The sequence below is a fragment of the Oceanidesulfovibrio marinus genome (assembly GCF_013085545.1).
Classification (GTDB): Bacteria; Desulfobacterota; Desulfovibrionia; order Desulfovibrionales; family Desulfovibrionaceae; genus Oceanidesulfovibrio; species Oceanidesulfovibrio marinus.
On record NZ_CP039543.1, the window covers coordinates 195,760 to 217,236 of the forward strand.

The 21,477-nt window shown below is 56.9% G+C and carries 18 protein-coding genes and 1 tRNA gene; 14 read left to right on the plus strand and 5 right to left on the minus strand.

Annotated elements, in window-relative coordinates:
• The first annotated feature begins 195 nt into the window (after positions 1-195).
• A tRNA-Met gene (locus tag E8L03_RS00850) sits at positions 196-272 on the plus strand.
• 957 nt (positions 273-1,229) lie between these two features.
• Here the strand turns inward: E8L03_RS00850 and E8L03_RS00855 are convergent.
• The 5 genes from E8L03_RS00855 to E8L03_RS00875 form a co-directional block, all read right to left on the minus strand.
• Positions 1,230-2,339, minus strand: coding sequence for a YkvI family membrane protein (locus E8L03_RS00855; protein ID WP_144304853.1), 1,110 nt, complete (start codon positions 2,337-2,339; stop codon positions 1,230-1,232).
• A gap of 43 nt (positions 2,340-2,382) precedes the next feature.
• The gene (locus E8L03_RS00860) at positions 2,383-2,805 is read right to left on the minus strand and encodes a GrdX family protein (RefSeq protein ID WP_171266301.1); all 423 of its coding nucleotides are present in this window, start codon (positions 2,803-2,805) and stop codon (positions 2,383-2,385) included.
• 152 nt (positions 2,806-2,957) lie between these two features.
• Positions 2,958-4,271, minus strand: a complete 1,314-nt coding sequence (locus E8L03_RS00865; RefSeq protein WP_171266302.1) for a glycine/betaine/sarcosine/D-proline family reductase selenoprotein B — start codon at positions 4,269-4,271, stop codon at positions 2,958-2,960.
• A 10-nt stretch (positions 4,272-4,281) separates the two neighbouring features.
• Positions 4,282-5,565 carry a glycine/sarcosine/betaine reductase component B subunit gene (locus E8L03_RS00870; protein WP_144304850.1) on the minus strand — a complete coding sequence of 428 codons (1,284 nt, stop codon included), beginning with the start codon at positions 5,563-5,565 and terminating at the stop codon, positions 4,282-4,284.
• A 670-nt stretch (positions 5,566-6,235) separates the two neighbouring features.
• Positions 6,236-7,912: a sigma-54 interaction domain-containing protein gene (locus E8L03_RS00875; RefSeq protein ID WP_171266303.1), complete on the minus strand. Its 1,677-nt coding sequence runs from the start codon at positions 7,910-7,912 to the stop codon at positions 6,236-6,238.
• A gap of 448 nt (positions 7,913-8,360) precedes the next feature.
• Between E8L03_RS00875 and trxB the strand changes: the two genes are divergently transcribed.
• The 13 genes from trxB to E8L03_RS00940 all read left to right on the plus strand — a co-directional run bounded on the left by trxB (position 8,361) and on the right by E8L03_RS00940 (position 21,454).
• Positions 8,361-9,281 carry a thioredoxin-disulfide reductase gene (gene trxB, locus E8L03_RS00880; protein ID WP_144304848.1) on the plus strand — a complete coding sequence of 307 codons (921 nt, stop codon included), beginning with the start codon at positions 8,361-8,363 and terminating at the stop codon, positions 9,279-9,281.
• 171 nt (positions 9,282-9,452) lie between these two features.
• Positions 9,453-10,988, plus strand: a complete 1,536-nt coding sequence (gene grdC, locus E8L03_RS00885; protein WP_171266304.1) for a glycine/sarcosine/betaine reductase complex component C subunit beta — start codon at positions 9,453-9,455, stop codon at positions 10,986-10,988.
• 4 nt (positions 10,989-10,992) lie between these two features.
• Complete coding sequence (gene grdD, locus E8L03_RS00890; RefSeq protein WP_171266305.1) at positions 10,993-12,147, plus strand: glycine/sarcosine/betaine reductase complex component C subunit alpha; 1,155 nt, start codon at positions 10,993-10,995, stop codon at positions 12,145-12,147.
• A 72-nt stretch (positions 12,148-12,219) separates the two neighbouring features.
• Positions 12,220-12,537: a thioredoxin family protein gene (locus tag E8L03_RS00895; protein WP_144304846.1), complete on the plus strand. Its 318-nt coding sequence runs from the start codon at positions 12,220-12,222 to the stop codon at positions 12,535-12,537.
• Between the two features lie 244 nt (positions 12,538-12,781).
• Positions 12,782-13,258: a glycine/sarcosine/betaine reductase complex selenoprotein A gene (grdA, locus tag E8L03_RS00900; RefSeq protein WP_144304845.1), complete on the plus strand. Its 477-nt coding sequence runs from the start codon at positions 12,782-12,784 to the stop codon at positions 13,256-13,258.
• Between the two features lie 731 nt (positions 13,259-13,989).
• The gene (locus E8L03_RS00905; RefSeq protein WP_171266306.1) at positions 13,990-14,907 is read left to right on the plus strand and encodes a dihydrodipicolinate synthase family protein; all 918 of its coding nucleotides are present in this window, start codon (positions 13,990-13,992) and stop codon (positions 14,905-14,907) included.
• A gap of 23 nt (positions 14,908-14,930) precedes the next feature.
• Positions 14,931-15,707, plus strand: a complete 777-nt coding sequence (locus E8L03_RS00910) for an IclR family transcriptional regulator (RefSeq protein ID WP_171266307.1) — start codon at positions 14,931-14,933, stop codon at positions 15,705-15,707.
• Between the two features lie 185 nt (positions 15,708-15,892).
• Positions 15,893-16,888 carry a C4-dicarboxylate TRAP transporter substrate-binding protein gene (locus E8L03_RS00915; protein ID WP_171266308.1) on the plus strand — a complete coding sequence of 332 codons (996 nt, stop codon included), beginning with the start codon at positions 15,893-15,895 and terminating at the stop codon, positions 16,886-16,888.
• Between the two features lie 73 nt (positions 16,889-16,961).
• The gene (locus tag E8L03_RS00920; protein ID WP_144304841.1) at positions 16,962-17,447 is read left to right on the plus strand and encodes a TRAP transporter small permease; all 486 of its coding nucleotides are present in this window, start codon (positions 16,962-16,964) and stop codon (positions 17,445-17,447) included.
• Positions 17,444-18,727, plus strand: coding sequence for a TRAP transporter large permease (locus tag E8L03_RS00925; RefSeq protein WP_144304840.1), 1,284 nt, complete (start codon positions 17,444-17,446; stop codon positions 18,725-18,727). The genes E8L03_RS00920 and E8L03_RS00925 overlap by 4 nt, the downstream gene beginning before the upstream one ends.
• A 44-nt stretch (positions 18,728-18,771) precedes the next feature.
• Positions 18,772-19,098 carry a UxaA family hydrolase gene (locus E8L03_RS00930; protein ID WP_171266309.1) on the plus strand — a complete coding sequence of 109 codons (327 nt, stop codon included), beginning with the start codon at positions 18,772-18,774 and terminating at the stop codon, positions 19,096-19,098.
• The gene (locus E8L03_RS00935) at positions 19,085-20,290 is read left to right on the plus strand and encodes a UxaA family hydrolase (protein ID WP_216367925.1); all 1,206 of its coding nucleotides are present in this window, start codon (positions 19,085-19,087) and stop codon (positions 20,288-20,290) included. Before E8L03_RS00930 ends, E8L03_RS00935 begins: the two co-directional genes overlap by 14 nt.
• Positions 20,291-20,443: 153 nt before the next feature.
• Positions 20,444-21,454 carry an L-rhamnose/proton symporter RhaT gene (locus tag E8L03_RS00940; RefSeq protein ID WP_144304838.1) on the plus strand — a complete coding sequence of 337 codons (1,011 nt, stop codon included), beginning with the start codon at positions 20,444-20,446 and terminating at the stop codon, positions 21,452-21,454.
• Positions 21,455-21,477: the final 23 nt, after the last annotated feature.

The window sequence follows — 21,477 nt, forward strand, 5'->3', positions numbered from 1 at the left end:
AAGCCGGTGAACACCGGCCGGAATTGAGCAACGCCAAGCTGAAAATGGCGCTTTCCGATGTGGATGCAGCAGGATTTTTATGGAGAAATCAAGTAACCACGGGCCTTGCCAGGGTGATCTAAAAAAGTTTGAGAAAAAATGAGCCGAACGCTTGACGACCTGGGGCGAGAGGTCTATATATCTCAGCTCACGTGACGCGGGGTGGAGCAGTTCGGTAGCTCGTCGGGCTCATAACCCGAAGGTCCAAGGTTCAAATCCTTGCCCCGCTACCAAAGAATACAAGGGCTTACGGCCATAGTTGCCGTAAGTCCTTTTTTCTTTTTGCCCCCTATTTGCCCCCATCCTGTCAAACTTCTACGACATTGAAGACAGGGAGCAGGGCTGCATCATCTCCGCCTCAAGTTTTTGCCCCTCACTTGCCCCCGGTGCGACGTCCCTGGCTGCGCTTCCGGGCCTTCCTGCTTTGTCGGCCTACGGTCCTGACCGCAGCCGCGCCCGCGGCTGCATCCGCAATCGGGTTCGCCCCTCGTCTTTCCCCCCACACCCCCTCCTAAGAAAAAGCTGAGAAAAGGTCTAACGTCGACAGCCGGTTCGAGGCTGGACGCTTGGGTCCTCCCAGGGCCTTCCGGCTCACGGGTACTATCGAGCGCGATTCTTGCGCGAAGTCTGACGTTTAATAATTTTACAACTTTACAATTCTTGCAGCGGCCGGCGCGAGATGCGCGAGAGGCCGGCCATGGACGTTAGGCAAGAGGTGGAACAAGCCGTCGCGGAAGAGCGGGCGGCGCATCAAAAGCCGCCCGGGCAAGCAGAGCAGCCCACAGGTCAGGAATCCCAGCCCAGGACAAGGCCTACTATGACCTGCTGCGCAAGGAATTTGACGACAACCACATGGGGGACGCCGTTGTTTTTCGGGATGGTTCGACGGGAAGGGGGTGTTTGATTTCTATAAGACAAGGCGACGGTTTTCGCTTGTGGTGGCAAGACGATAAATATTTATCGAGGCCGAAGGCCAAAGAGGAGACTCCTCTGGCCGGACTGAAAAGGCGGCGTAGTCTGATGACCTGTCCTCTTTAGAATCACCGCGAGTGGTCCGAAGAACCGGGGCCGCCTCTGTATGAGAACAAACACGTCGGAGCGGAATGCTGTTCGCATCCCGCTCCGAGTGATAATTGCCGGGCTGTATGAGACAGCGCGTTCTTTCAGACTCCTATGGCCCCGGCGGCAGGCTATGGTTCAGAGAGGCTTTTTCCGACGGGCGCAGGGCTCGCGCCGAAGCGTAAGCGGACCATTTTGATGGCCATAAAGATGATAAGGAGTGCGCCCACGTAGCCGTTAAGCACATAGATGTAGTTAACCAAGGTGTTGAAGGGAATTTTAAGTGCCACAAAGCAGCCCGCGATAGCGAGTATAACGGTCAATCCCTTGTATTCCTTGCTGCCTTGTTCCGTAAACCGTGCGCATACGGTCCAGAGAAGCGGGCAAGACGTCGTGTAAATACTCAGCACGATGATGGCGGCAAATACATGGGCGAGCACAGGCGCCAGCTTTTGCGCCAGAATCAGATTGGGCACCTGGGTTCCGGCAACGTCCCGGATGTCGGCAACTTGCGCCAAGCTCACGATGATGCAGGCGAAAACGAGCAGGGACACGCCGAGGATCTGCCCGAGTTGCAGCTCCTTGCCGTTATGCTCGTATTCAGAGCCAAGCTGGGCCATGAAGCCTGCGAGCCATACCAGGCAGAACCCGCCATACGAACACCCCGCAAAGAGCCAGTGTGTGGAGGCCTGCATGACTGTGACCTGCTTGGTTTTGATCAGCATGACTCCTTCGGCGAGCGAACCCCATGAACGGGCAAGGGCACATATGCCGATCAGAATGGCCAGAATCATCAGGGCGGGGCCGATCTTACTGATAATGTTGACGATGGTATTCAGGCCGAAAATAACCGTCAATCCGGCGCAGATGGCAAGTCCGACCGCGCCGATCGCGCCGGGAATGCCGAACTGCTGTTCTACCGTGGCGCTAATGCCGCCGAGCATGACCACGAAAGACATGTAACAGAAGATGGCAGCGAAATAGTCAAAGAGCCGCCCGAAAAACGGGCCGCAAAAATAGTTGAACACTTCGCTTCCCTTGGTGAATTTCTCACGGTTGCCGGCGTAGACAAAACAGTAGTTGGCAAAAGCGAGCACCAGAATAATAGTAATGCCCACAAGAATGCTTTGATATTGATACGCAGCGAAATACTGCAGAATTTCCTGGCCTGAAGCGAACCCAGAGCCTATCAGAAATGCAAGTATTGCCCCTGCTATGGTCAAGACCAAACCTTTGTTCATTACGCATTCCTCTCTGTTGGAGGTTCAAAGGTGCAACTTGCTTTTATGAAGGCGTAACTCCATCTTGTTCAATGCTGTATTCAAGTCGGGAACACAGGTCGAATTCCTTCAATTGCCTGATGGCCAACAACAATTGATCCTTGTTGATGCATTCGAGATCGAATCGTGTGCGTCCAGTGTCATGAACGCCAACGATGGCTGTCCGTGCCTTGGCTTTCTCCAAGGTGATCAAGCCTTGCGCGTCGTACTTGCGCGAGTTTTTTTCCAGAATGACACTGCGGATCGGCGAACGGATCAAGGGCACATTGGCTGGCAGCGGGGATGATACCAGGGCATAACCATTTTGCAGGTGATCGCTGATGGCCTCGTATATTGCTTCAATGCCACCAGGCACGTGGATTACTGCGAAGTCTTGCAGGTCTGTCCCGATGATGCTGCCATTGTTGGTGAGAATGACGTACTCCATGAGTTGTCCTTCATAGCCACTGCAAGCCCGATGTTTCCACGCATGAAAACATGCGAAAGATGGCGGACCTGATGTGGGATGTCTTTTCATGAAACTGCACCTTTTACGCAAAACCCCCGGAACAGCACTGCCGTTCCGGGGGCTCGGGACTATTAGAAAACGGTCTGCTCCGTAATTTCAGTCTGCATGGCTTCAAACGCCTTGAGCAGGAGGCTACGCCGAATGGAATGGTCTCTTTCCGGACCTTTCAGAGGATCTCCCACCGGATGAGGGATGGCGACCCCAGGGACGATCCTGTTTGCCCCAACAGTGAGCATGATGGGGACGATGGTGGCAATCTGCACAACAGGAATGTCGGCAACACGTTCGATTTCCCGCGTCATCGATGCACCGCATCGAGTACAGGTTCCTCAAGTGGATGTGAGGATGGCGGCATCCACCTCCGCGTTGCGCAGAAGCGCGCCAATGTCTTGCCCGAACTGTTCGGCGTTGTTGACGCTCGTGCCGGTACCCGTGGTGGTGTAAAAGAAGGGGTGGAGCTTCTTGAAAACGCCTTCCTTCTCCAGTTTGCGCAATTCATCAACGGGCACAATGCAGTCCGGATCGAGATTGGCCATGGCGCGGTCATACCCGCCGTGGATGGACTCAAAGTTTTCCGGAGTAAGATCATCCAGTTGTGAGATGTCATACTTGCCGAAACTATCTGCGGAAGACACCCGGATGTGGTCCGGGTTGCCAGTGGGCACCACACCGCCGGAACTGATGATGGCGATGGTTGCGTTTTTCATGTCCTTTATGGGAGCGGCCGGCGTGATTTTCTTGAAAACCGGCATCTCGTATTCCGTAAGGAACTGCTCGCCCTTCAAACGGGCCAGCATCATGTTCACGGCGCGGGCCGCGCCGCTTGCATCCTTGAAAAAACATTTGCGGATGTTTCGGGAGAAGTAGCCTTCTTCCCTGGCCGGCCCCATGGGCTCCTTTTTCAGAAGCTTGAGGCCAAGTGCTGTCATGGCCGCAAGATCCTTCTTCATCGAACGGGCGCTTTCCGAGTTGGGCACGATGTAGCACCCCTTCCGATAGAGCTCCACGCCCGGGTTTTCCTCGAACATGCCCGCGACAGTGGGAATACCGAGTTCTTCGCCCACCGATACGGCTATGTCTCCGCTGGCCACGCCGTAGCGACCAGCATTGAACGCTGGTCCGGCAATGAGCAGGTCCGGTTTGAGTGCTTCTGCCATGCCAAGACATGTGGCACGGGCTTCTTCGATGTGTTCACCATAGTAGGTGTCGCCGCAAATGACGGTGCCCACCAGTTCGGCCTCGTCGCCAAGTTCCCGAAGCAGGCGGCTGATTTCATTGCCCGGTCCCACAGGGTTGGGGACGGATTCAGGCTTGTAATCAGCTTTGTCCTCGCCGCCCTTGCCTGCATAGAACTGGTTGATATAATGCACTATACGGTATTTCATGCTTGCCTCGCTAAATGTCTTCGCAGCCAACGTTGCTGAAGCCGATTTCACACGTAGAGGCGATAATGGCCTGCAGCTCGATGAACATGGATCCGTCCTGGCGCAAACTTTCCTCCGCGCCACCGGAGAGGTTGGCAATGGCTCTGTCGTCGCCAATGACCTGGTCCATGGCCGGAACTTCAATCATTTCATTGACGTTTCCGGTTGAAACAAAGGACACGAGCTCAGGCGTGGAGTCTGCAATGCCTTGGCTTTTGCCATCGATGCCCGCTGCCTCGTCTGAGATGACAACGGCGACAATGCCCGCGTCCTCGTGCAGTTTTGCGTTCAGGCAAAAATCAGTGTCGGGGTTGCCGTAGCCTTCCTCCGTGATGATGACGGCGTTGGCTCCCAGCTCCTTGGACAAGGTGAGGTTCATCAGGGCCGAGCGCTGTTTACCTGCGAGGATGGTGCTCTCCAAGGTGGGGACCATGCCGAGGAAGTTGATGTCTTTTCCGTGACGGGCAAAGAGCTCGGTCACCACGGGGTTGTGCACGTGGTGATAGGTTGTGTTCTTGTCACAGGCGGAAACGCAATTGCCGGAGACAACTGCGCCGTCCAACACTTCACAGGGGTGCAGCAGAGTCGGCAAAGCCGGACGCAGATCCGCCGCGTAGACATAGGTGTCGTGCAGCAGGCCCTGGGTGATGGACATGCAGAGGTATAAGACCTTGGGCAAGTCCGGATACTTGGCGCTTTCCCGATCAATGGTGTCCTTTTCGTACACCTCGACGACATCGGGCTTGGCGTCCATGCACTCCTTGGCGAGATACACGCTCAGACGGAGCCCTGTCTCTCGCAATGCCGCTTCGTATTCATGTGGATCGAGCTTATCAACGGGATCGACCACCATGACAATGTTCACGGTCTTGGAGAAGGGCGTATAGTCCGCCGCCGGACCCTTCATGTCGATGAAGCCTTCCTGGAACGCGACGATCGGGCCGCATGTAACGACGGCCGCGCCGTCCAGTACGAACGTCGCACCTTCCCCGGCTCTGGACATGGGGGCGCAAAAACCCGGGAAATAGCCGCTGCCGTCCATCTTGATGCGCGGTTCAATCGCATCCTTCACAGGAATGATGCGGATGCTTTCTCCAGGTCTCGCGATCACCAGATCCGCCGTTTTGAAGCGGCTGTCATTCATGATAATGGCGACAGCCTCTTCCTTGTTGATGTAGAGCACTCCGCCGTCGACATGGGTTCTGTCTCCCCATTGTGCATCCTTGACTGCAGCTTTGTGCAATTCGAGTTTCATATAACACCTCCAATAATAGTGATTGGAATTACGAATAGTCACTTACAATGTTCTAAATGGTGTCTTTCCCTCCTCGTATGTCGTCGCCAAACGCAAAGAGACTCCGGTGTTGCGGGAAAGCTTCCCACAAACGTCACCGGAGTCTCTTGCAATGGCGAGTTTACGCTGGATGTCGTCTATTTCGGTATGGAGTGCACCTGACAGGTGCTCGTGATCATTGAGTCAAGAAAATAGGCCTTCCAGAAAAGTAGCCCATTCCCTGTAATATAGAGCGAGCAGCCTGTTTTCTGCGGCCCTTGCAGAAGCTGCCCGCAGAAGTGGCAGACTGTATGGATGGGAATAGGTCTTCATGGCTTTCCTTGGCAGTTGCTATTTGTGAATAAAATAGCAAGGCACATGCCATGAAGAATCTTTGCCTTCTATTGTGCGGCTGGTTTATTTTTGATGCGTTATCTGAGTAGCTTAGAGAGTTGTCCTCAGAACAGATGGTAACCGGGCAAGCGTCCGCGGCACAATTTTTTGTAGAAATACAAAAAATATATACGAAAGGAAAAAATTTTTTAATCTACGAATAGAGGACAGAGGCGTGAGAGAGGTCGAGAACTGGCAGAAGCGGCGTGGTGTGCAGCTCGTGTCCGCTTCTTTTCACCCGCTGTAGAAGGGGTGCCGGCTAAAGGCTGCCGGGTATGAATGCGTTTTTGGCAATGCCGTACTTTTTCATTTTATAATGCATGAGTTGGGGTGAGATGCCGAGCAGCCTGGCTGCCATGGCCACATTGCCCGCCGAAGTTCGAAGCGCTTTTTCAATGGAAGAGGCTTCAACGGCTCGCGTTTGTTCGGAAAGAGTGAAGATGCCCCCTGTTTCATTCGTGGCCTGAGCGGGCGCGGGGACATTGGTCTCGGCAGCAGCCAGGGGCGCAGCCTCGTCAAAGGTCGCCAGGGGCGGATACGGCGCCTCCTGCGCCTGGCTTTCCGAAGCATCGGGCGATTGATTCACCATGTGAGAGTCTTGAAACGCGAGCCAAGGTGTTGTGGCTTCATCCGGATGGTTGATGGGGTTGAAGTCCGGGACGGCACGGTAGAGATGAGAAGGTTCCAGGTGATCGCCCGCTTCAACAATAGACAGGCTGGCCTCGATGGCATGTTCCAGCTCGCGCACATTTCCAGGCCAGGTGTGGGAGTAGAAAATCGCCATGGCTTCCGGAGTGATGAGGGGGATGGGGATGCCGAGCCTTTCACTGTGCAGTTTGACAAAATGCTGCACTAGTAAGTGGATGTCCTCCGGTCTGGAACGAAGCGGAGGAATCTGGATTTTAACCACACCAAGCCGGTAATAAAAATCCCGGCGCAGCAACCCGTCCTCTACAAGGGTCACAGGGTTTGTGCCCACGGAGCTGATGATACGCACATCTATGGAGCGCTCCTTTCCCTCTCCGACCCGTCGTACCTTCCTTTCCTGGAGGACCCGAAGCAGTTTGTTCTGCAGGGAAATAGGCATGGAGTCTATTTCGTCCAAATAGAGTGTGCCTCCATTGGTGGCCTCGAAAAGACCCTGCCTGTTCACGGCTCCGGTGAATGCCCCTTTGGTCGTACCGAATAAAATGCCCTCCAGCAGTGTTTCCGGCAAGGCGGAGCAGTTTATCGCCGTATAGGGCTTGGAACGCCGGTACCCTTCGTAATGAATGGCCTGGGCGAATATCTCCTTGCCCACGCCTGTCTCGCCTACCAGCATGACAGAAGACGACGACTGGCAGACTTTTTGGGCCAGCTTTGCAGCCTCCAGCAGCAGGGGGCTCTCTCCGATCAGCGAAGAAAACATGTAATGCGATCTCTCGGAGGTCTGCTGCTGGAGGAGCGAGGTCTCCGGAGGGGTGGATTCGTCCGACTCCTGCAGGAACCCTACGTGCCTCCCAATGACGCTGTAGCTTTGAATAAAGCAGATGGCGCCCAGAAGAACGCCGTTCGACCACAGCGGGTAGATGGAGTTGGCTGAGTTTACCAGCCTGCCGTGTCTGGTGCGGTAGTAATGAACGCTGTCAAAGACGGGTTCTCCGGTAGTCGTCGCCCGCATGGTGGGGCTGTGTCCGGGCGTAAAATTGTAAACATCGCAAATGGCCTTGCCCAGGGTGTCCTTGGGCGAGAGCCCGTCGAGACGTGCCTGGGCATCATTATAGTAGATGATCGTCCCATCGGTCCGAATGATGGTGATACCCACCTGGTTGGCGTCGAAAAGCATGTGGAAAACATCCAGCAACTGGGACAGATCACTGCAGTTATCTAATATTTTCCCAAGCACCAGGAGCTCCAGATGGTTTTGCGTGGGGTGTTTGCGTCGAGAAATATCCATGGCGCAGGGCCCCCCACTTGTCTTTTTTGTATTTATAAAAAAATTATGAAATTCGTCAAAATATTTGTTTTTTCCAATATGAAGTATGCCGTTTGTCGATCGAAGCCATTATGTATATCGATACATTTCCTTGTAGAGATAGGTTTTTGGGGCGTTTAGAGGGAGCTCCTCAATGGCATGGCATTTGCTCTAAATTTCACATGTTCTTGTTTTACGCCACTGTAGATGATCAGCCGGCTGGCATACAGCGTGATGCGTAACTCTGGAAGCATGTGCGCAAAATGTGTGTTCCGCATTGTAGTGATCTGTATAGCGCTATTGCATGGAGATATAGTGGCGAATTTATGCTGAGGATTGCTGGCTGACGCGACGTCCGGAACTGTTGGGTGTGCTGCGTTCGTTGAAAAATTGTTTTTAACTATAGGCAATAAACACTCTGAGAAATGTTATGGAAGAACGTGAACTTGTAATAATCGGCGGAGGGCCAGCTGGAATGGCTGCTGCTGTGTATGGCAAGCGCGCCGGATTGGATCTCGTGGTCCTGGAAAAGGGAATTTGCGGAGGGCAAATCCTGATTACCAGTGAGATCGAAAACTATATCGGCCAGAAACACATCAGCGGACCGGAGTTGGCAAAGTCATTTCGCGAGCATGCAGAGTATTTCAACGCGGAATTCCGTAAGAGCACGGTGAAGGCGATTGTTCCCCGGGACGGCGCATTCACGGTTGTCTCGTCCGAAGGTGAAATCGCGGCCAAGGCCGTTATCGTGGCCACTGGCGCGGCCTTTCGCCGTCTCGGCGTGAAGGGTGAAAAGGAGTTTACAGGCGCTGGCGTAAGCTACTGCGCGGTCTGCGATGGCGCGTTTTACCAGGACAGCGTCATAGCGGTTATCGGGGGCGGCAACACGGCGGTTGAAGAGGCCTGCTACCTGACTCAGTTCGCGTCAAAGGTCTACATCGTGCATCGCCGCGACGAGTTCCGCGCAGACAAGATGGCCTGTGAGCGTGCGGCCTGCAACGACAAGGTCGAGCCGGTCTGGAACTCCGTGCTGGAAAGCATCAATGGCTCCGAGCTCGTGGAAAGCATCACCGTGAAAAACGTAAAAAGCGGCGAGCTGAAAGATATCGAAGTCGAAGGTGTCTTCGTGTTTGTCGGGGTTCTTCCCATCACCAAATGCCTGGGAGAGCTGTGCGAACGGGAGGAGGGCGGATGGGTCAAAACGGATGCAAAAATGCAGACATCCATTCCCGGTCTCTTCGCTGCCGGGGATGTGCGCGTAACACCATTGCGCCAGGTGATCACCGCCGTGTCCGATGGAGCCATAGCCGCCATGTCCGCATACCATTGGATAACTGCCGGTCAATGTTGACCTGTTGCATTGACTCTACCCTTTGTCAGGCAAGGGCGAGCTCTGGTTTTGCATTGAGGATGCCCGGAAGGGTGTGGGCTCGCGAGGTTATAGACATGAACGCAGATCCCGTTCCCTCCGGGGGAGACCATGAATTCGCCTGCCAACGGCCTATTAATCAAGGAGAACACCATGGCAACTGTGGCCGTCAAAGCTACTGCCTATTGCCTTAATTACGCCCAGGAGATCGGACTGCGTTATGGGTCCACGCCGTACCAGGAACGGCATGCGACCCCGGATTCTCCCTTTCTCGCTGGTCTGGAAGAAGCAATCGTGCCGTACGACATGGTCTGCAGCTACGCGCCGAACCTGACGTATATCGGGGTGTTGAGCACGGAGGAGTTGGCGGTCCACGCCAAGCCGTGTCTTGAGAATCTGGAAACAGAACCCGTCCGTTTCGGCAAGTACGGCGAGATCATGCCGGAAGACGAATTTCTCGGTCTCCTGGATATCTGCGACGTCTTCGATTTGATCTGGCTGGAGCAGAGCTTTGCCGCGTCCGTACGCGCGAAGCTGGAAGCCCATCCCCTGATGAACGAGGTCCAGCTGAAGCGACTGGAGCAAGGCCATGATCCGGCGGAAGTCGAAAAGGAAGTATCGGAGAATGGGGCGCTGCCGTTGTATTTCAACGGGAATGTCATCGGCTGCTGTCGCAAGGGGCATGATGTCGACGAGAATCTTACCGCACATGTGCTGCTCGAAAACATCGCATCCAAGGCCGGCGCCACGCTTTCGCTCATGCACCTGATCCGAAACGCGGGCCTGCAGCCTTCGGATATAGATTTTGTGGTGGATTGTTCCGAAGAGGCCGCCGGCGACATCAATCAGCGCGGCGGCGGCAACATTGCCAAGGCCATTGCGGAAAGCGCCGGATGCGTGAATGCCAGCGGATTCGACCTGCGCGCGTTCTGTGCGGCTCCGGTGGCCGCCATTATCGCCGCCGGGAGCATGGTCGCGGCAGGCGCCCGTAAGAATGTGGCCGTTGTCAGCGGCGGTTCCATCCCGAAGCTCTACATGAACGCGCGCGAGCACGTGAAAAAGAAAGTCCCTCCCATGGAAAACGTCATGGGGTGTTTCGCGTTGCTGCTTACCGAGGATGACGGTCAGACCCCTGTTATCCGGCTGGATGCGCTCGGCAAGCACACGGTGGGAGCCGGCGCTTCCCCGCAGGCCGTAACCATGGCCCTGGTGTGGAATCCGCTGCAGGCCGCAGGTCTGACGTTTACGGATGTGGATAAGTACGCCCCGGAACTGCACGACCCGGAAGTAACGGTTCCCGCCGGGGCGGGCAATGTCCCGGAGGCCAACTACAAGATGATCGCGGCGCTGGCGGTGATGAAAGGCCAGTACGAAAAGGCCGAAATCCCGACCTTTGTGAAAAAGCACGGGCTGATCGGATTTGCACCCACGCAGGGGCATATACCATCCGGGGTGCCTTTTCTGGGCCACGCCGTTGATGCGATTAAGGCCGGTACGTTGAACCGGGCCATGATCATTGGCAAGGGAAGCCTGTTTCTCGGCCGCATGACCAATCTGGCGGATGGCGCTTCCTTTATGGTGGAAAAGCCTACGGGCAAGAAGGCAGGCGTGGCTTCTGTTTCTCGAGAAGAGGTTGAAAGCGTTCTCCTCGACGTCTTGGGCGAACTCGCGGTCAAACTCAAGGAGTAAGGCCATGAATGCATCCCAAAGACATCTCATAGCCGAGGCGCTTGCCTCCGTCGTGGATAAGGCGCGGCATGGCGGTCCGGTTGTCAAAATCGGTCTTATGGCGACGGGGAGCGAGCTTGGGCAGGAGGAAATCCTGCGCGGCGGCCGCATGGCGCAAGAAGACAACGCCGGTCTGCGCGTCGTGGCTATCGGTCCACGCATGCCCGGGTTCGACGATCTCGAATGGATTGAAACCCCGGACAGCGAGGCGGAGCTCAATGCCGGTGTGGAAAAAGCATTGAGCGATGGCGCAGTCTCCGGCCTGGTCGCCATGCATTTTCCCTTTCCCATTGGTGTCGCTACCATCGGACGCTCAATGACGCCCGGCAGAGGCAAGCCCATGTTTATCGCCTCTTGCACCGGCACCACTGCGCACTCGCGGGGAGAGAGCCTGCTGCGCAACGCGGTGTACGGCATAGCCGTTGCCAAGGCCTGCGGCGTTGCGGAACCCTCGCTGGCCTTTCTGAACATAGACGGCGCGGGACCGGTGCTGCGTGCGTTTTCCCGCATGAAGGACAGGGGCTATGCCGTGTCCTTCGGGACGAGCGGACGCGGTGACGGGGGATCGCTGCTGCGCGGTAACGACCTGGTTGCAGGGAGCGTGGATGTGCTGGTTTGCGACACGCTTACCGGAAACGTGCTGTCCAAGGTCTTTTCCACCTTCACCACTGCCGGCCAATACGAGACCACAGGGTGGGGGTATGGCCCCTCCGTTGGAGAGGGCTGGAACAAGATCGTTTCCATTGTCTCCCGTGCTTCTGGTGCGCCTGTCATCGCCGGCGCGCTCGCCCTCACCGCCAGAGCCGCCAAGGGCGGGCTTCCGGATGTCGTGGCTGCGGAGCTCAAGGCTGCGCGAGCCGCTGGATTTGATGAAGAGCAGGAAGCCTTGAAGCCAAAGGCCGCCGCTGCGGAGCAGATTCCGGAAAAACCACCAGTGGTCCCAGTCGATGAGGAAATCGCCGGCGTTGATGTCCTGGACATGGAAGCCGCCATGTACTCGTTATGGAAGGAAAAAATCTATGCGGAAACGGCCATGGGCTGCACTGGCCCTGTGGTTCGCATTCAACGCGCGGTCAAGGATGCTGCCATCGGCGTTCTGAAGAAGGCTGGGTATCTGTAGGACGCAGACGTTGTTCCATTCCGGCGGCAAGCATTGAGTCGGGTAATCCTCTTATAGTCAAGGAGAGTACAAATGCTGGAGCTAGATAAGGACAATTTTGAGGCGGAAGTGACGCAAAGTGATCGTCCAACAGTGCTTGATTTCTGGGGCCCGCAGTGTGGACCCTGCCTGGCGCTTATGCCGGACGTGGAAAAGCTGGCGGAAGGGTATGATGGCAAGATCAAGTTCTGCAAGGTGAACGTGGCGGGCAACCGGCGTCTGTGCATTTCACTTAAGGTCATAAGCGTTCCCACCTTTCTTTTCTACAAGGGCGGAGAGTGCGTGCAACGTCTTGTTGGCGACGACGTCTCTATTGAATCCATCAAGGAAAATGCAGATACGATGCTCTAGGAGGCTGTCATAGAACGTTACGCCCAAAGTGCTGGATCATAGAGACACAAAAGCAGGACAATCAGAAATTGTACAGGAGGTGTGCACGCCCGTTGATGATTGTTGTCCATATGCAAGAAACGCTGTGGTCGCTTTGGCAAGATGTCCGCATGCAATCCCCTGCTTTTTGCGGACCTGACGGAACAGGATGATGAAAGATCATGGTGGGTCCGACGATAACCAATAACATCGCGAGGTAAGAATTGTGAGTAAATTGACCGGTAAGAAACTGATCCTTATGGGCGAACGGGATGGAGTTCCCAGCCCAGCCATGGAGAGCGTTTTCGCCGGCAGTGGAGCCGAGGTGGCCTTTTCCGCCACCGAATGCTTCGTCTGAACGGCGGCAGGCGCCATGGATCTGCAAAACCAGCAACGCATCAAGGACGCCGCCGAAAAGTTCGGCGTTGACAATCTGATTGTCATCATTGGCGCATCCGATGCGGAAGGTGCAAGCATTTATGCGGAAACCGTCACCGCTGGTGACCCTACGTTTGCAGGTCCCTTGGCTGGAGTCTCGTTGGGACTCCCAGTGTACCACATTCTGGACCCGCTTCTGAAAGCTGAAGCCGATCCGCAGATCTGGGAAGATCAGATCAGCATGATGGAAATGGTTCTGGATGGTGACGCTCTTACTGCTGCCGTTGCCGAAATGCGCGAACAACATGGTAAAAGCGTCTTGTAATACGGAATATTGCCGCCACGCGGGCGTCTTTTCCCAGGAGGTGCCCGCGTGTGATTTTTTTTCACCGCAGACAGCAGATTGTGTGCTGCACCGCAAGTGATTCGTTGCGACAACGGCCCTGAATACTCACACGGGCCGCGCAAGCCACAGGGCTCCGGTCCTTCTCTTGGGAAGCTATCAAGCGCCGTTATACCCGCAGTACGGCGCGGTATTGTTCCCAGGTAGCGCGCTCTTCTTGGGTCAGAGGAGAGTCTGACAGGCATTCGCTAAGGTAATTCCTTAGGAATGCCTTTTCTTTTTGCCTCAGTATTCGCTCCCATCCCAGTAGCCTGGCTGCATTTTCGCTCCACGCTCCTGCCTCAATTTTAGCACCCTCAGTTGACCATCAAGCGATGTCCCGGATGTCTTTTCCGGGGCTTCGTATTTTGCCCCCTTCGACGTTCTGGATGCACTTCCTGGCCCTGCGTCTTGCCTCCTGCGGTTGTGAACGAAGCCACGCTAGCGGCTGCATCCGGAGGAGAGGAGTTCTTCTTCTGTCTTGATAGTATCCTGTAATTAAAGAATTATTTGCGAGGATTGGTTGTCGCGCCTAGCCACTGTTCAGTATAATAAACTTTGATTCTGTATATTGACCAAGGGGCGGATCAGAGTATCTTCGCCATAAATCACTTCAAAACGTGCCTGCCATGGGCGCTTGGATGTGAACACATCATCAAGGAGAAAATATCGTTATGTTTCGACCAGAAGGCGTTTATCCGGCTCTGTTGACGCCGTTTTCCGCCGACCTTCGCGTGAACGAGGCCGAGCTGCGAAAACTCGTGGAGTTCTGCATCGGGAAGGGCGTGCACGGAATTTTTCCGGTCAGTTCCGTGGGCGAAGGGCTGCATATGGATCACGATGAAAAATGCCGCTGCATGGACATCGTGGTCGACCAGGTCGCAGGGCGCATTCCGGTAACGCCCGGTGTGGTGGGCTCGTACCCGCAGGAGTGCATTCGTCTTGCCAAGCACGCCGCATCCCTCGGCTGCGCAGCTGTGGTGGTCACGCCGCCATATTACTTCAAGCCCTCGCCTTCCATGGTTCAGCGGTTCTTCGAAACCATTGGCGAGGAGAGCGGTATTCCTTTGATTCTCTACAACATTCCGCTGTTCACCCAGCCGCTGGACTACGCAACCGCCGCCAGCCTGAGCACCAAGGACTACGTGGTGGGGATGAAGGACTCCAGCGGTAGCATGGTTGACTTCCTGCACTTCACGGACGCCATCCAGCGCGCCGGCGGCGAAGTGCAGATGCTCACGGGCCGGGAAGAAAACCTCATCCCAAGCCTTCTCATGGGAGCCAAGGGCTGCATCACCGCATCGTCGGGCATTTTCCCCGAGATCATGGTCGGCGCCTACGACGCCTGGATGGACGGAAACGTCGAGGAAGCCAAGGCGCTGCAGCGGGAGATTCTCATCCTCGTGCGCACCATGTTTGCAGCTCCTTTCCCCGTGGGATTCAAGCTTGCGCTCGAACTTCGCGGCTTCGAGATGGGCCCGCCGCTGCTGCCTCTGGGCACAACGGACGAGGAAAAGCTTGAGTCTGTGAAGCAGGAGCTCAAGCCGCTGATGGAGAAGGCCCTGAAACGCTTCGAGGGCGTTTCGGCTTAAACCGCAAATTCGGGGGGCTCGTCATGGCAGAAAACAAATACCAGGTGCCGGCGCTCATTCGCGCCAACAAGATACTGGACTATCTCAGCAAGCACGAAGCGGATATGGCCGAGATCATGTCCGCGTTGGGTCTGCCCAAGAGTACGGTGTACTCGCTGCTGCTGACACTTGAAGAGATCGGCTTTGTAAGGCGCCTGCCCGGCGGGCAGAAGTTCACGCTTGGGTTCCGGCTTTTCGAGCTGGGCACCATCACCGTGTCCAAGGTCTCCATTCGCGATCAGGCGATCTCACGTCTGCAGCAGCTCTCGCAGCAGGAAAAGGTAACCTGCCATCTCGGCGCCCTGGACGGCAACGAGGCCGTGTATCTGCTCAAGGTCGATCCGCATGACGACATCCTTATCAACTCCTGGGAAGGCAAGCGCCTGACCCTGAACCGTTCGGCCATGGGCAAGGTTCTCCTGGCCTGGCTGCCACGGGAGCGTCAGGACGAGCTCATCGAGTCCCTCGAATTCCTGCCGATCACGCCCAAGTCCTTTGTGGACAAGGACCAGTTCCGGAACCACCTGGCCGACGTCAAGCATCAGCAATGGGCCATGGATGATGAGGAAGACATCATCGGGATTCGCTGTCTGGCCGCGCCCATTTTTGTCCCGGACGGCTCGGTTCGCTACTCGCTGAGCGTTTCGAGCGTGGTCCAGAAAATCGGTGACGACCGCGTCGAACTGCTGCGCCAACGCGTGGTGGAAACTGCGCGAAACATTTCGAGGGCCCTGGGCACCTCGGAGGACGTATGGAGCTAGAAGCCGTCGCGCACATGCCCGTATTTCCCGTGGCCTCGTCAGGTTCGTCCCGTCTGGCGGCCGGATAATACCCCCTCCGCGCGGAGCGCGCCTTTCCAGCCACGGAACAAGGCACGCGTGAGCGGATGGCTTCGGGTGTGCGCGATTAGAGGGTTGTCCAAACATTCTTGCAATGGAGGTTTGCAATGTCTCTTCGGAAGTCTGCCGTCGTCTCTCTCCTCTCACTGGCCGTCTGTTGTCTCTGCTTCAGCGGCGCCGCCATGGCGAAAACCGTGGTCAAGCTGGCATACGAAAACAACCCGGGCGAGCCCTTCGACGTTGTCGCCCACAAATGGGCGGACCTGGTGAAGGAGCGCAGCAACGGCGAGGTCGAGCTCGAACTCTACCCCAGCTCCCAGCTCGGCAGCAAAAAGGACGTGCTGGAGATGGCCATGATGGGGGTCAACGTCATCACCATCACCGACGCCGGCTTTCTCGCGGATTACGTCCCGGACTTCGGCATCCTCGTCGGCCCCTACCTGGCCAAGGACGCGAAGGACATCTTCAAGCTCTTCAAGACAGATTGGTTCAAGGGCCTCGACGAACAACTGCAGCAGAAGGGCCTGCACATCGTCACGCCCAACTGGATGTTCGGCGTTCGCCATCTGCTGACCACGAAACCCGTGGAAAAGCCTGAAGATCTGCACGGCTTGAAGATTCGCGTGCCCAACAACAGGATGCAGATCGCCACCCTCAAGGCCATGGGCGCAACGCCGACTCCCATGCCCCTGAGCGAGGTCTACCCGGGCCTGACGCAGGGCGTCATCGACGGCGCGGAGAATACATTGCCTGTCATCTACGGGCAGAAGTTCTTCGAGCCTGCCCGTTATCTCGATCTCGTCGGGTACATGACCATGACGGCGCAGTGGGTCGGCGGCCAGGCCTTCTTCGACACCCTTCCTCCTGAGACGGTGCAGCTCCTGCACGAGACCGGCGACGAGGCCGGCGACATCAGCAAGCAGCTGCTGGCTGCTGACGGTAAGGAGGACATGGCGATCATCGAGAAGATGAAAAACGAGGGCGTCACCGTGGTCGAGGTTGACACCACACCGTTCCGGGAAGCCACCAAGTCCGTCTACGACGAGTTCCCTGAATGGACGCCTGGTCTGTACGACAAGGTTCAGAAACTCCTGGAACAATAGTCAGCGTGAGGCTTGACAGGGCCGGCCTTCGGGCCGGCCCCACATAACCTTTTGGCGCACGAGGAAAAGACGCATGCGGCGTACTGATCTTCTCAAGATATTCGATGTCGTCTCGGCCACGCTGTTGGGAGCCATAATGATCTTGACCGTGGCTGCCGTGTTTCAGCGCTACATCATGTCCAGCCCCATACAATGGGCGGAGGAAGTAAACGGCATACTCTTCCTCTGGTCGATCATGCTGGGCTGCGCATCGGCAAAGCGGACGAACTCCCATCTGACCATCAACATACTCTCTTCGCATCTTTCGGGCCGAGCCAGAAGCATTCTGCAGATCTTCCTGGAGCTAATGACCATCGCCGTCATGGCCCTGCTGAGCTGGTACGGCGCGCAGCTCGCCCTCCAGGTGAAGTTCAAGATCACCAACGTTCTCGGCTTTTCCTTCGCGTACTACGACTACGCCATTCCCGTGGGAGCCGCAGGCGTGGCGCTTTTCTCCATCATGAACATCTACAGCATCATGAAGCACGGTGACATAGAGAACAAGGAGCTGGCCCAATGACGATTGGTATCATCTGCGCAGCCATGCTGTTGGGCTTCGCCATCGACCTCCCCATCTTTGTCGCCGTCATCGGCGCCGTATTTCTGTACTTCCTGACGAACAACGGCGCGCCGCCAACGATCGCCGTGCAACGTCTCGTCGGCTCGTCGCAAAACCTGTCCCTGCTCGCCGTGCCGTTCTTCATCATGCTCGGCACCGTGATGAACCACACCGGCATTACAAGGCGGCTGCTGGGGCTGGCAGAGATGCTGGTGGGCCGGTACCGCGGCGGTCTTGCCCAGGCCAACATCCTGCTGAGCACCATGATGGGCGGTCTTTCCGCGTCCAACCTCGCAGACTGCGCCATGCTCACCAAGATGCTGCTGCCAGAGATGGAGCGCTGCGGCTACAGCCGGTCGTTCGCTGCTGCAGTCACAGCGTCGGGCTCGCTCATCACGCCTATTATTCCTCCGGGCATCGCGCTCATCATTTACGGCTTTCTCGCGGATGTCTCCATCGGCAAGATGTTCATGGCCGGCATCCTGCCCGGGCTGCTGTGCGCCATTGCTCTGATGTTCACCGCGTACCTCGTGTCCGTAAAGAAAGGATACGCCCCGTCCCGGTGCGAGCGCGTCACGTCCCAGGAGTTCTTCACGACCCTGAAGAACGCCGTGCCCGCGCTGACCCTGGTGGTGGTGATCATCGGCGGTATCCGGTTCGGCGTGTTCACGCCCACGGAGGCCGGCGCCGTGGCCGTGGCCTACGTCATCGGCATCGGCCTGTTCGTCTACAAGGAGATGCGGCCGCGGCACATCCTCGAAGCGCTCATGGAGACGACCCGCTCCACGGCGTCGGTCATGATCATCATCATGGCCTGCTCGGCGCTGGCCTGGATCTTCTCGTGGGAGCAGGTGGCCCAGAACATGGCCACGGCCATTACCCATGTGACCACGAGCCCGGTCCTCTTCCTGCTGATGATCAACGCCATCTTCCTGGTCATGGGCATGTTCCTGGAGGGCAACGCCATCCTCATCGTGTTGGTGCCCTTGCTGAAGCCCACGGTGGAGGCGCTGGGTATCGACCTGATCCACTTCGGCCTGGTGATCATTCTGAACCTGTCTATCGGCACGCTTACACCCCCAGTCGGAACAGTAATGCTTCTTGTAACCGGTCTCAGCGGCACCAGTGTGCTGGAGTTCTTCAAGACGGCGCTGCCTTTTTACATCGCACTCATCGTATGCCTTCTGCTGCTGTCGTTCTTTCCGCAGATAACGCTGCTGCTGCCGAACATGATGAACTAGTGCCGGAAAAACAAATGCAACAAGACCAAGACAGGAAGACGACAATGCTTTGTCTCAAGATACATGAGGACGACAACATCGCCATAGCGACGCAGCATCTGAGCCCTGGAAAGCGTGTCGAGATGGGCGGGAGTGAAATTGAAGTGCGCGATGATATCGCACCGTTTCACAAGATGGCGCTCCGCAGAATTGGCGCGAACGAAGAGATCATCAGATATGGCGTACCGATCGGCAGAAGCACCCAGGACATAGAGCCAGGCGCCCATGTGCATCTTCACAACATGAAGAGCAGCTATATCCCGACGTATCTCAGAAGCACGAATGGATTCGACGCGACCCCGTGCGAGGTGGAAGAGCATGATCATAGGTAACGGGTTTGTCCGCAAGGATGGCAGAAAGGGAATTCGCAATCGTGTCGTTGTCGCCAACCTGGTGAAGTGCTCGTCCCACATAGCGCATGAGATCGCCAAAGACGCCGGGGACGACGTCCACGAGATCAGCTTCAACGGCTGCTACCCGAACGAGCACGCCAATCGCATGATGCGTCAACTCTGCACCCACCCCAACGTGGGTGGGGTGATCATCGTTTCCCTGGGATGCGAGAGCTTCCCGCGGGACTCCCTTTACGCAGCCGTCAAGAGCTCCGGCCGGCCGGTGGAGATGATCGTGGTTCAGGAATCCGGCGGCACTGCCAGCAGCGTCGCCAAGGGGCGCGCCGCGCTCTCGGCCATGCTTGAAGAGATCCGGCAGACTCCCAGGGCGCCCATGCATCTGGACGAGCTGGTGGTGGGCACGGTCTGCGGCGGCTCCGACGCCACCAGCGGCGTCACGGCCAACCCGGCTGTGGGGCTGTTCTTCGACCGCTTCATCGCCGAAGGCGGCACGGGCGTCTTCGAGGAAACCGGCGAGCTCATCGGCTGTGAGGAGACCATGCGCCAGCGCAGTGTAACTCCGGCGCTGGGCGAGGCGGTTGTCGAGTCGGTGCACAAGGCCGCCCGGTACTACACCATCATGGGCCATGGCAGCTTCGCCCCGGGCAACGCCGAAGGCGGCCTGACCACCCAGGAGGAGAAGTCCATGGGGGCGTACGCCAAGAGTGGTTCCTGCGCCATCAGCGGCATCATCAAGCCCGGCCAGATACCTGCCGGCAAAGGGCTGTACCTGCTGGACGTGGTGCCGGACGGCGAGCCCCGCTTCGGGTTCCCGAACCTCAACGACGTTACGGAAATACTGGAGATGGCCGCCTGCGGCTGCCACCTGATGCTGTACACCACGGGGCGCGGCTCGGTAGCCGGCAGCGCCATCATCCCCACCATCAAGGTCTGCGCCAACCCACTGACATACCGAAACTTGTCGAATGACATGGATGTCGACGCCGGACGCGTGCTGGAGGGACGCGGCACACTCCAGGAGGTGGGAAACGAGATATTCGAGCGGGTGGTTGCCGTGGCTGGAGGGAAGCCTTCCAAGCCCGAGGCCCTGGGCCATCGCGAGTTCGATCTACCCTACAAGTACTTCGACGTGGATGAGGATACGTGCGCCAACCAGTGCGCGTGCTCGTGAGGTGGTGCACCACCTGTCACGGCCATGCGCGCCCGTGGAAAGCGTATATCGAGTGACTTCTTTGCCGGGAACGAACGTCGTTCCCGGCAAAGAAAAAAGGCCAGACGTAGACAAGAGATTGGGCATCGTAATCTCCAAGAGGAGGCGATCAAGATGATTTCAGGTTTCTTCGTACTCTTAGTCGCAAGTGGCTTCCAGGGAAGCTTTGGCTTGGGCATGAAAAACTACAGGCCATTTTCCTGGGAAGCGTTCTGGGTCGTATTTTCCGTGATCGGTATCTTGTGCTTTCCCATCCTGTGGACATCCCTTGAGGTGCCCCACTTCGCCACATACATCTGGGCGACGCCTTCCAGCGTGCTCTGGGTCGCCGCGGCATGCGGTTTCCTGTGGGGCGTCAGCGCCATCTGGTACGGCAAGTCCATCGATTACATCGGCCTCTCGCTCACCGTGGGCATCAACACGGGCGTGGGCTGCTCTCTGGGCGCGCTCATCCCCCTGTTCATCCTCAACGACCTGCCGTCAACGAACTCGATGGTCATCCTCCTGCTCGGCATGGCCGTCATGCTCGTGGGTGTGGGCGTGATCACCAAGGCCGGTCTGCTCAAGGACAAGCAGGGCAAGACCGACGCCAGCGTGACCCTGAACGAGAAGTTCATGGTGGGTCTGCTCTTCGCCCTGATCTCGGGCTTTGGAACGGCTGCCATCAACGTGGGATATTCCTATGCGCACACGGCGAGCGACCTGGCCGTGGCCGCCGGGGTCAATCCCGTGAGCGCCAGCCTCATCGCCTACGTCATCGTTTTTGCCTCGGGCGGCTTCCTGGCCAACGTGATCTATGCCCTCTACATCCTTTTCAAGAACAAGTCGTACGATGATTTCACCAAAAAGGGCGCCGGGTTCGCCTACTTCAAGGCGATTCTGACCGGTGCCCTCTGGTTCGCCGCCCTTGGGCTCTACGGCAAGTCCGCCGCGTTGCTCGGCGATCTCGGAACGGTCATCGGCTGGATCGTGTTCCTGTCCCTGGCCCTGGTCATCAGCAACTTCTGGGGCATCAAGACCGGCGAGTGGAAGGGCTTCAAGAAGCCGTTGCGGGTGATGAACATCGGCAACGCCATCCTGCTTATATCCGTCATCATAGTCGGTTACGCCAACAGCCTCGCCTAAAAGCGCCATATAAGGAGAAAGGA

Excerpts from the sequence above, each read along its gene's own strand:
- trxB (WP_144304848.1), top strand. The coding sequence starts at position 8,361 with ATGGAAGAACGTGAACTTGTAATAATCGGCGGAGGGCCAGCTGGAATG.
- E8L03_RS00925 (WP_144304840.1), top strand. The coding sequence starts at position 17,444 with ATGACGATTGGTATCATCTGCGCAGCCATGCTGTTGGGCTTCGCCATC.
- E8L03_RS00910 (WP_171266307.1), top strand. The coding sequence starts at position 14,931 with ATGGCAGAAAACAAATACCAGGTGCCGGCGCTCATTCGCGCCAACAAG.
- E8L03_RS00870 (WP_144304850.1), bottom strand. The coding sequence starts at position 5,565 with ATGAAACTCGAATTGCACAAAGCTGCAGTCAAGGATGCACAATGGGGA.
- grdC (WP_171266304.1), top strand. The coding sequence starts at position 9,453 with ATGGCAACTGTGGCCGTCAAAGCTACTGCCTATTGCCTTAATTACGCC.
- E8L03_RS00940 (WP_144304838.1), top strand. The coding sequence starts at position 20,444 with ATGATTTCAGGTTTCTTCGTACTCTTAGTCGCAAGTGGCTTCCAGGGA.
- E8L03_RS00935 (WP_216367925.1), top strand. The coding sequence starts at position 19,085 with ATGATCATAGGTAACGGGTTTGTCCGCAAGGATGGCAGAAAGGGAATT.
- E8L03_RS00905 (WP_171266306.1), top strand. The coding sequence starts at position 13,990 with ATGTTTCGACCAGAAGGCGTTTATCCGGCTCTGTTGACGCCGTTTTCC.
- grdD (WP_171266305.1), top strand. The coding sequence starts at position 10,993 with ATGAATGCATCCCAAAGACATCTCATAGCCGAGGCGCTTGCCTCCGTC.
- E8L03_RS00855 (WP_144304853.1), bottom strand. The coding sequence starts at position 2,339 with ATGAACAAAGGTTTGGTCTTGACCATAGCAGGGGCAATACTTGCATTT.
- E8L03_RS00895 (WP_144304846.1), top strand. The coding sequence starts at position 12,220 with ATGCTGGAGCTAGATAAGGACAATTTTGAGGCGGAAGTGACGCAAAGT.
- E8L03_RS00915 (WP_171266308.1), top strand. The coding sequence starts at position 15,893 with ATGTCTCTTCGGAAGTCTGCCGTCGTCTCTCTCCTCTCACTGGCCGTC.
- E8L03_RS00930 (WP_171266309.1), top strand. The coding sequence starts at position 18,772 with ATGCTTTGTCTCAAGATACATGAGGACGACAACATCGCCATAGCGACG.
- E8L03_RS00875 (WP_171266303.1), bottom strand. The coding sequence starts at position 7,912 with ATGGATATTTCTCGACGCAAACACCCCACGCAAAACCATCTGGAGCTC.
- E8L03_RS00860 (WP_171266301.1), bottom strand. The coding sequence starts at position 2,805 with ATGGAGTACGTCATTCTCACCAACAATGGCAGCATCATCGGGACAGAC.
- E8L03_RS00920 (WP_144304841.1), top strand. The coding sequence starts at position 16,962 with ATGCGGCGTACTGATCTTCTCAAGATATTCGATGTCGTCTCGGCCACG.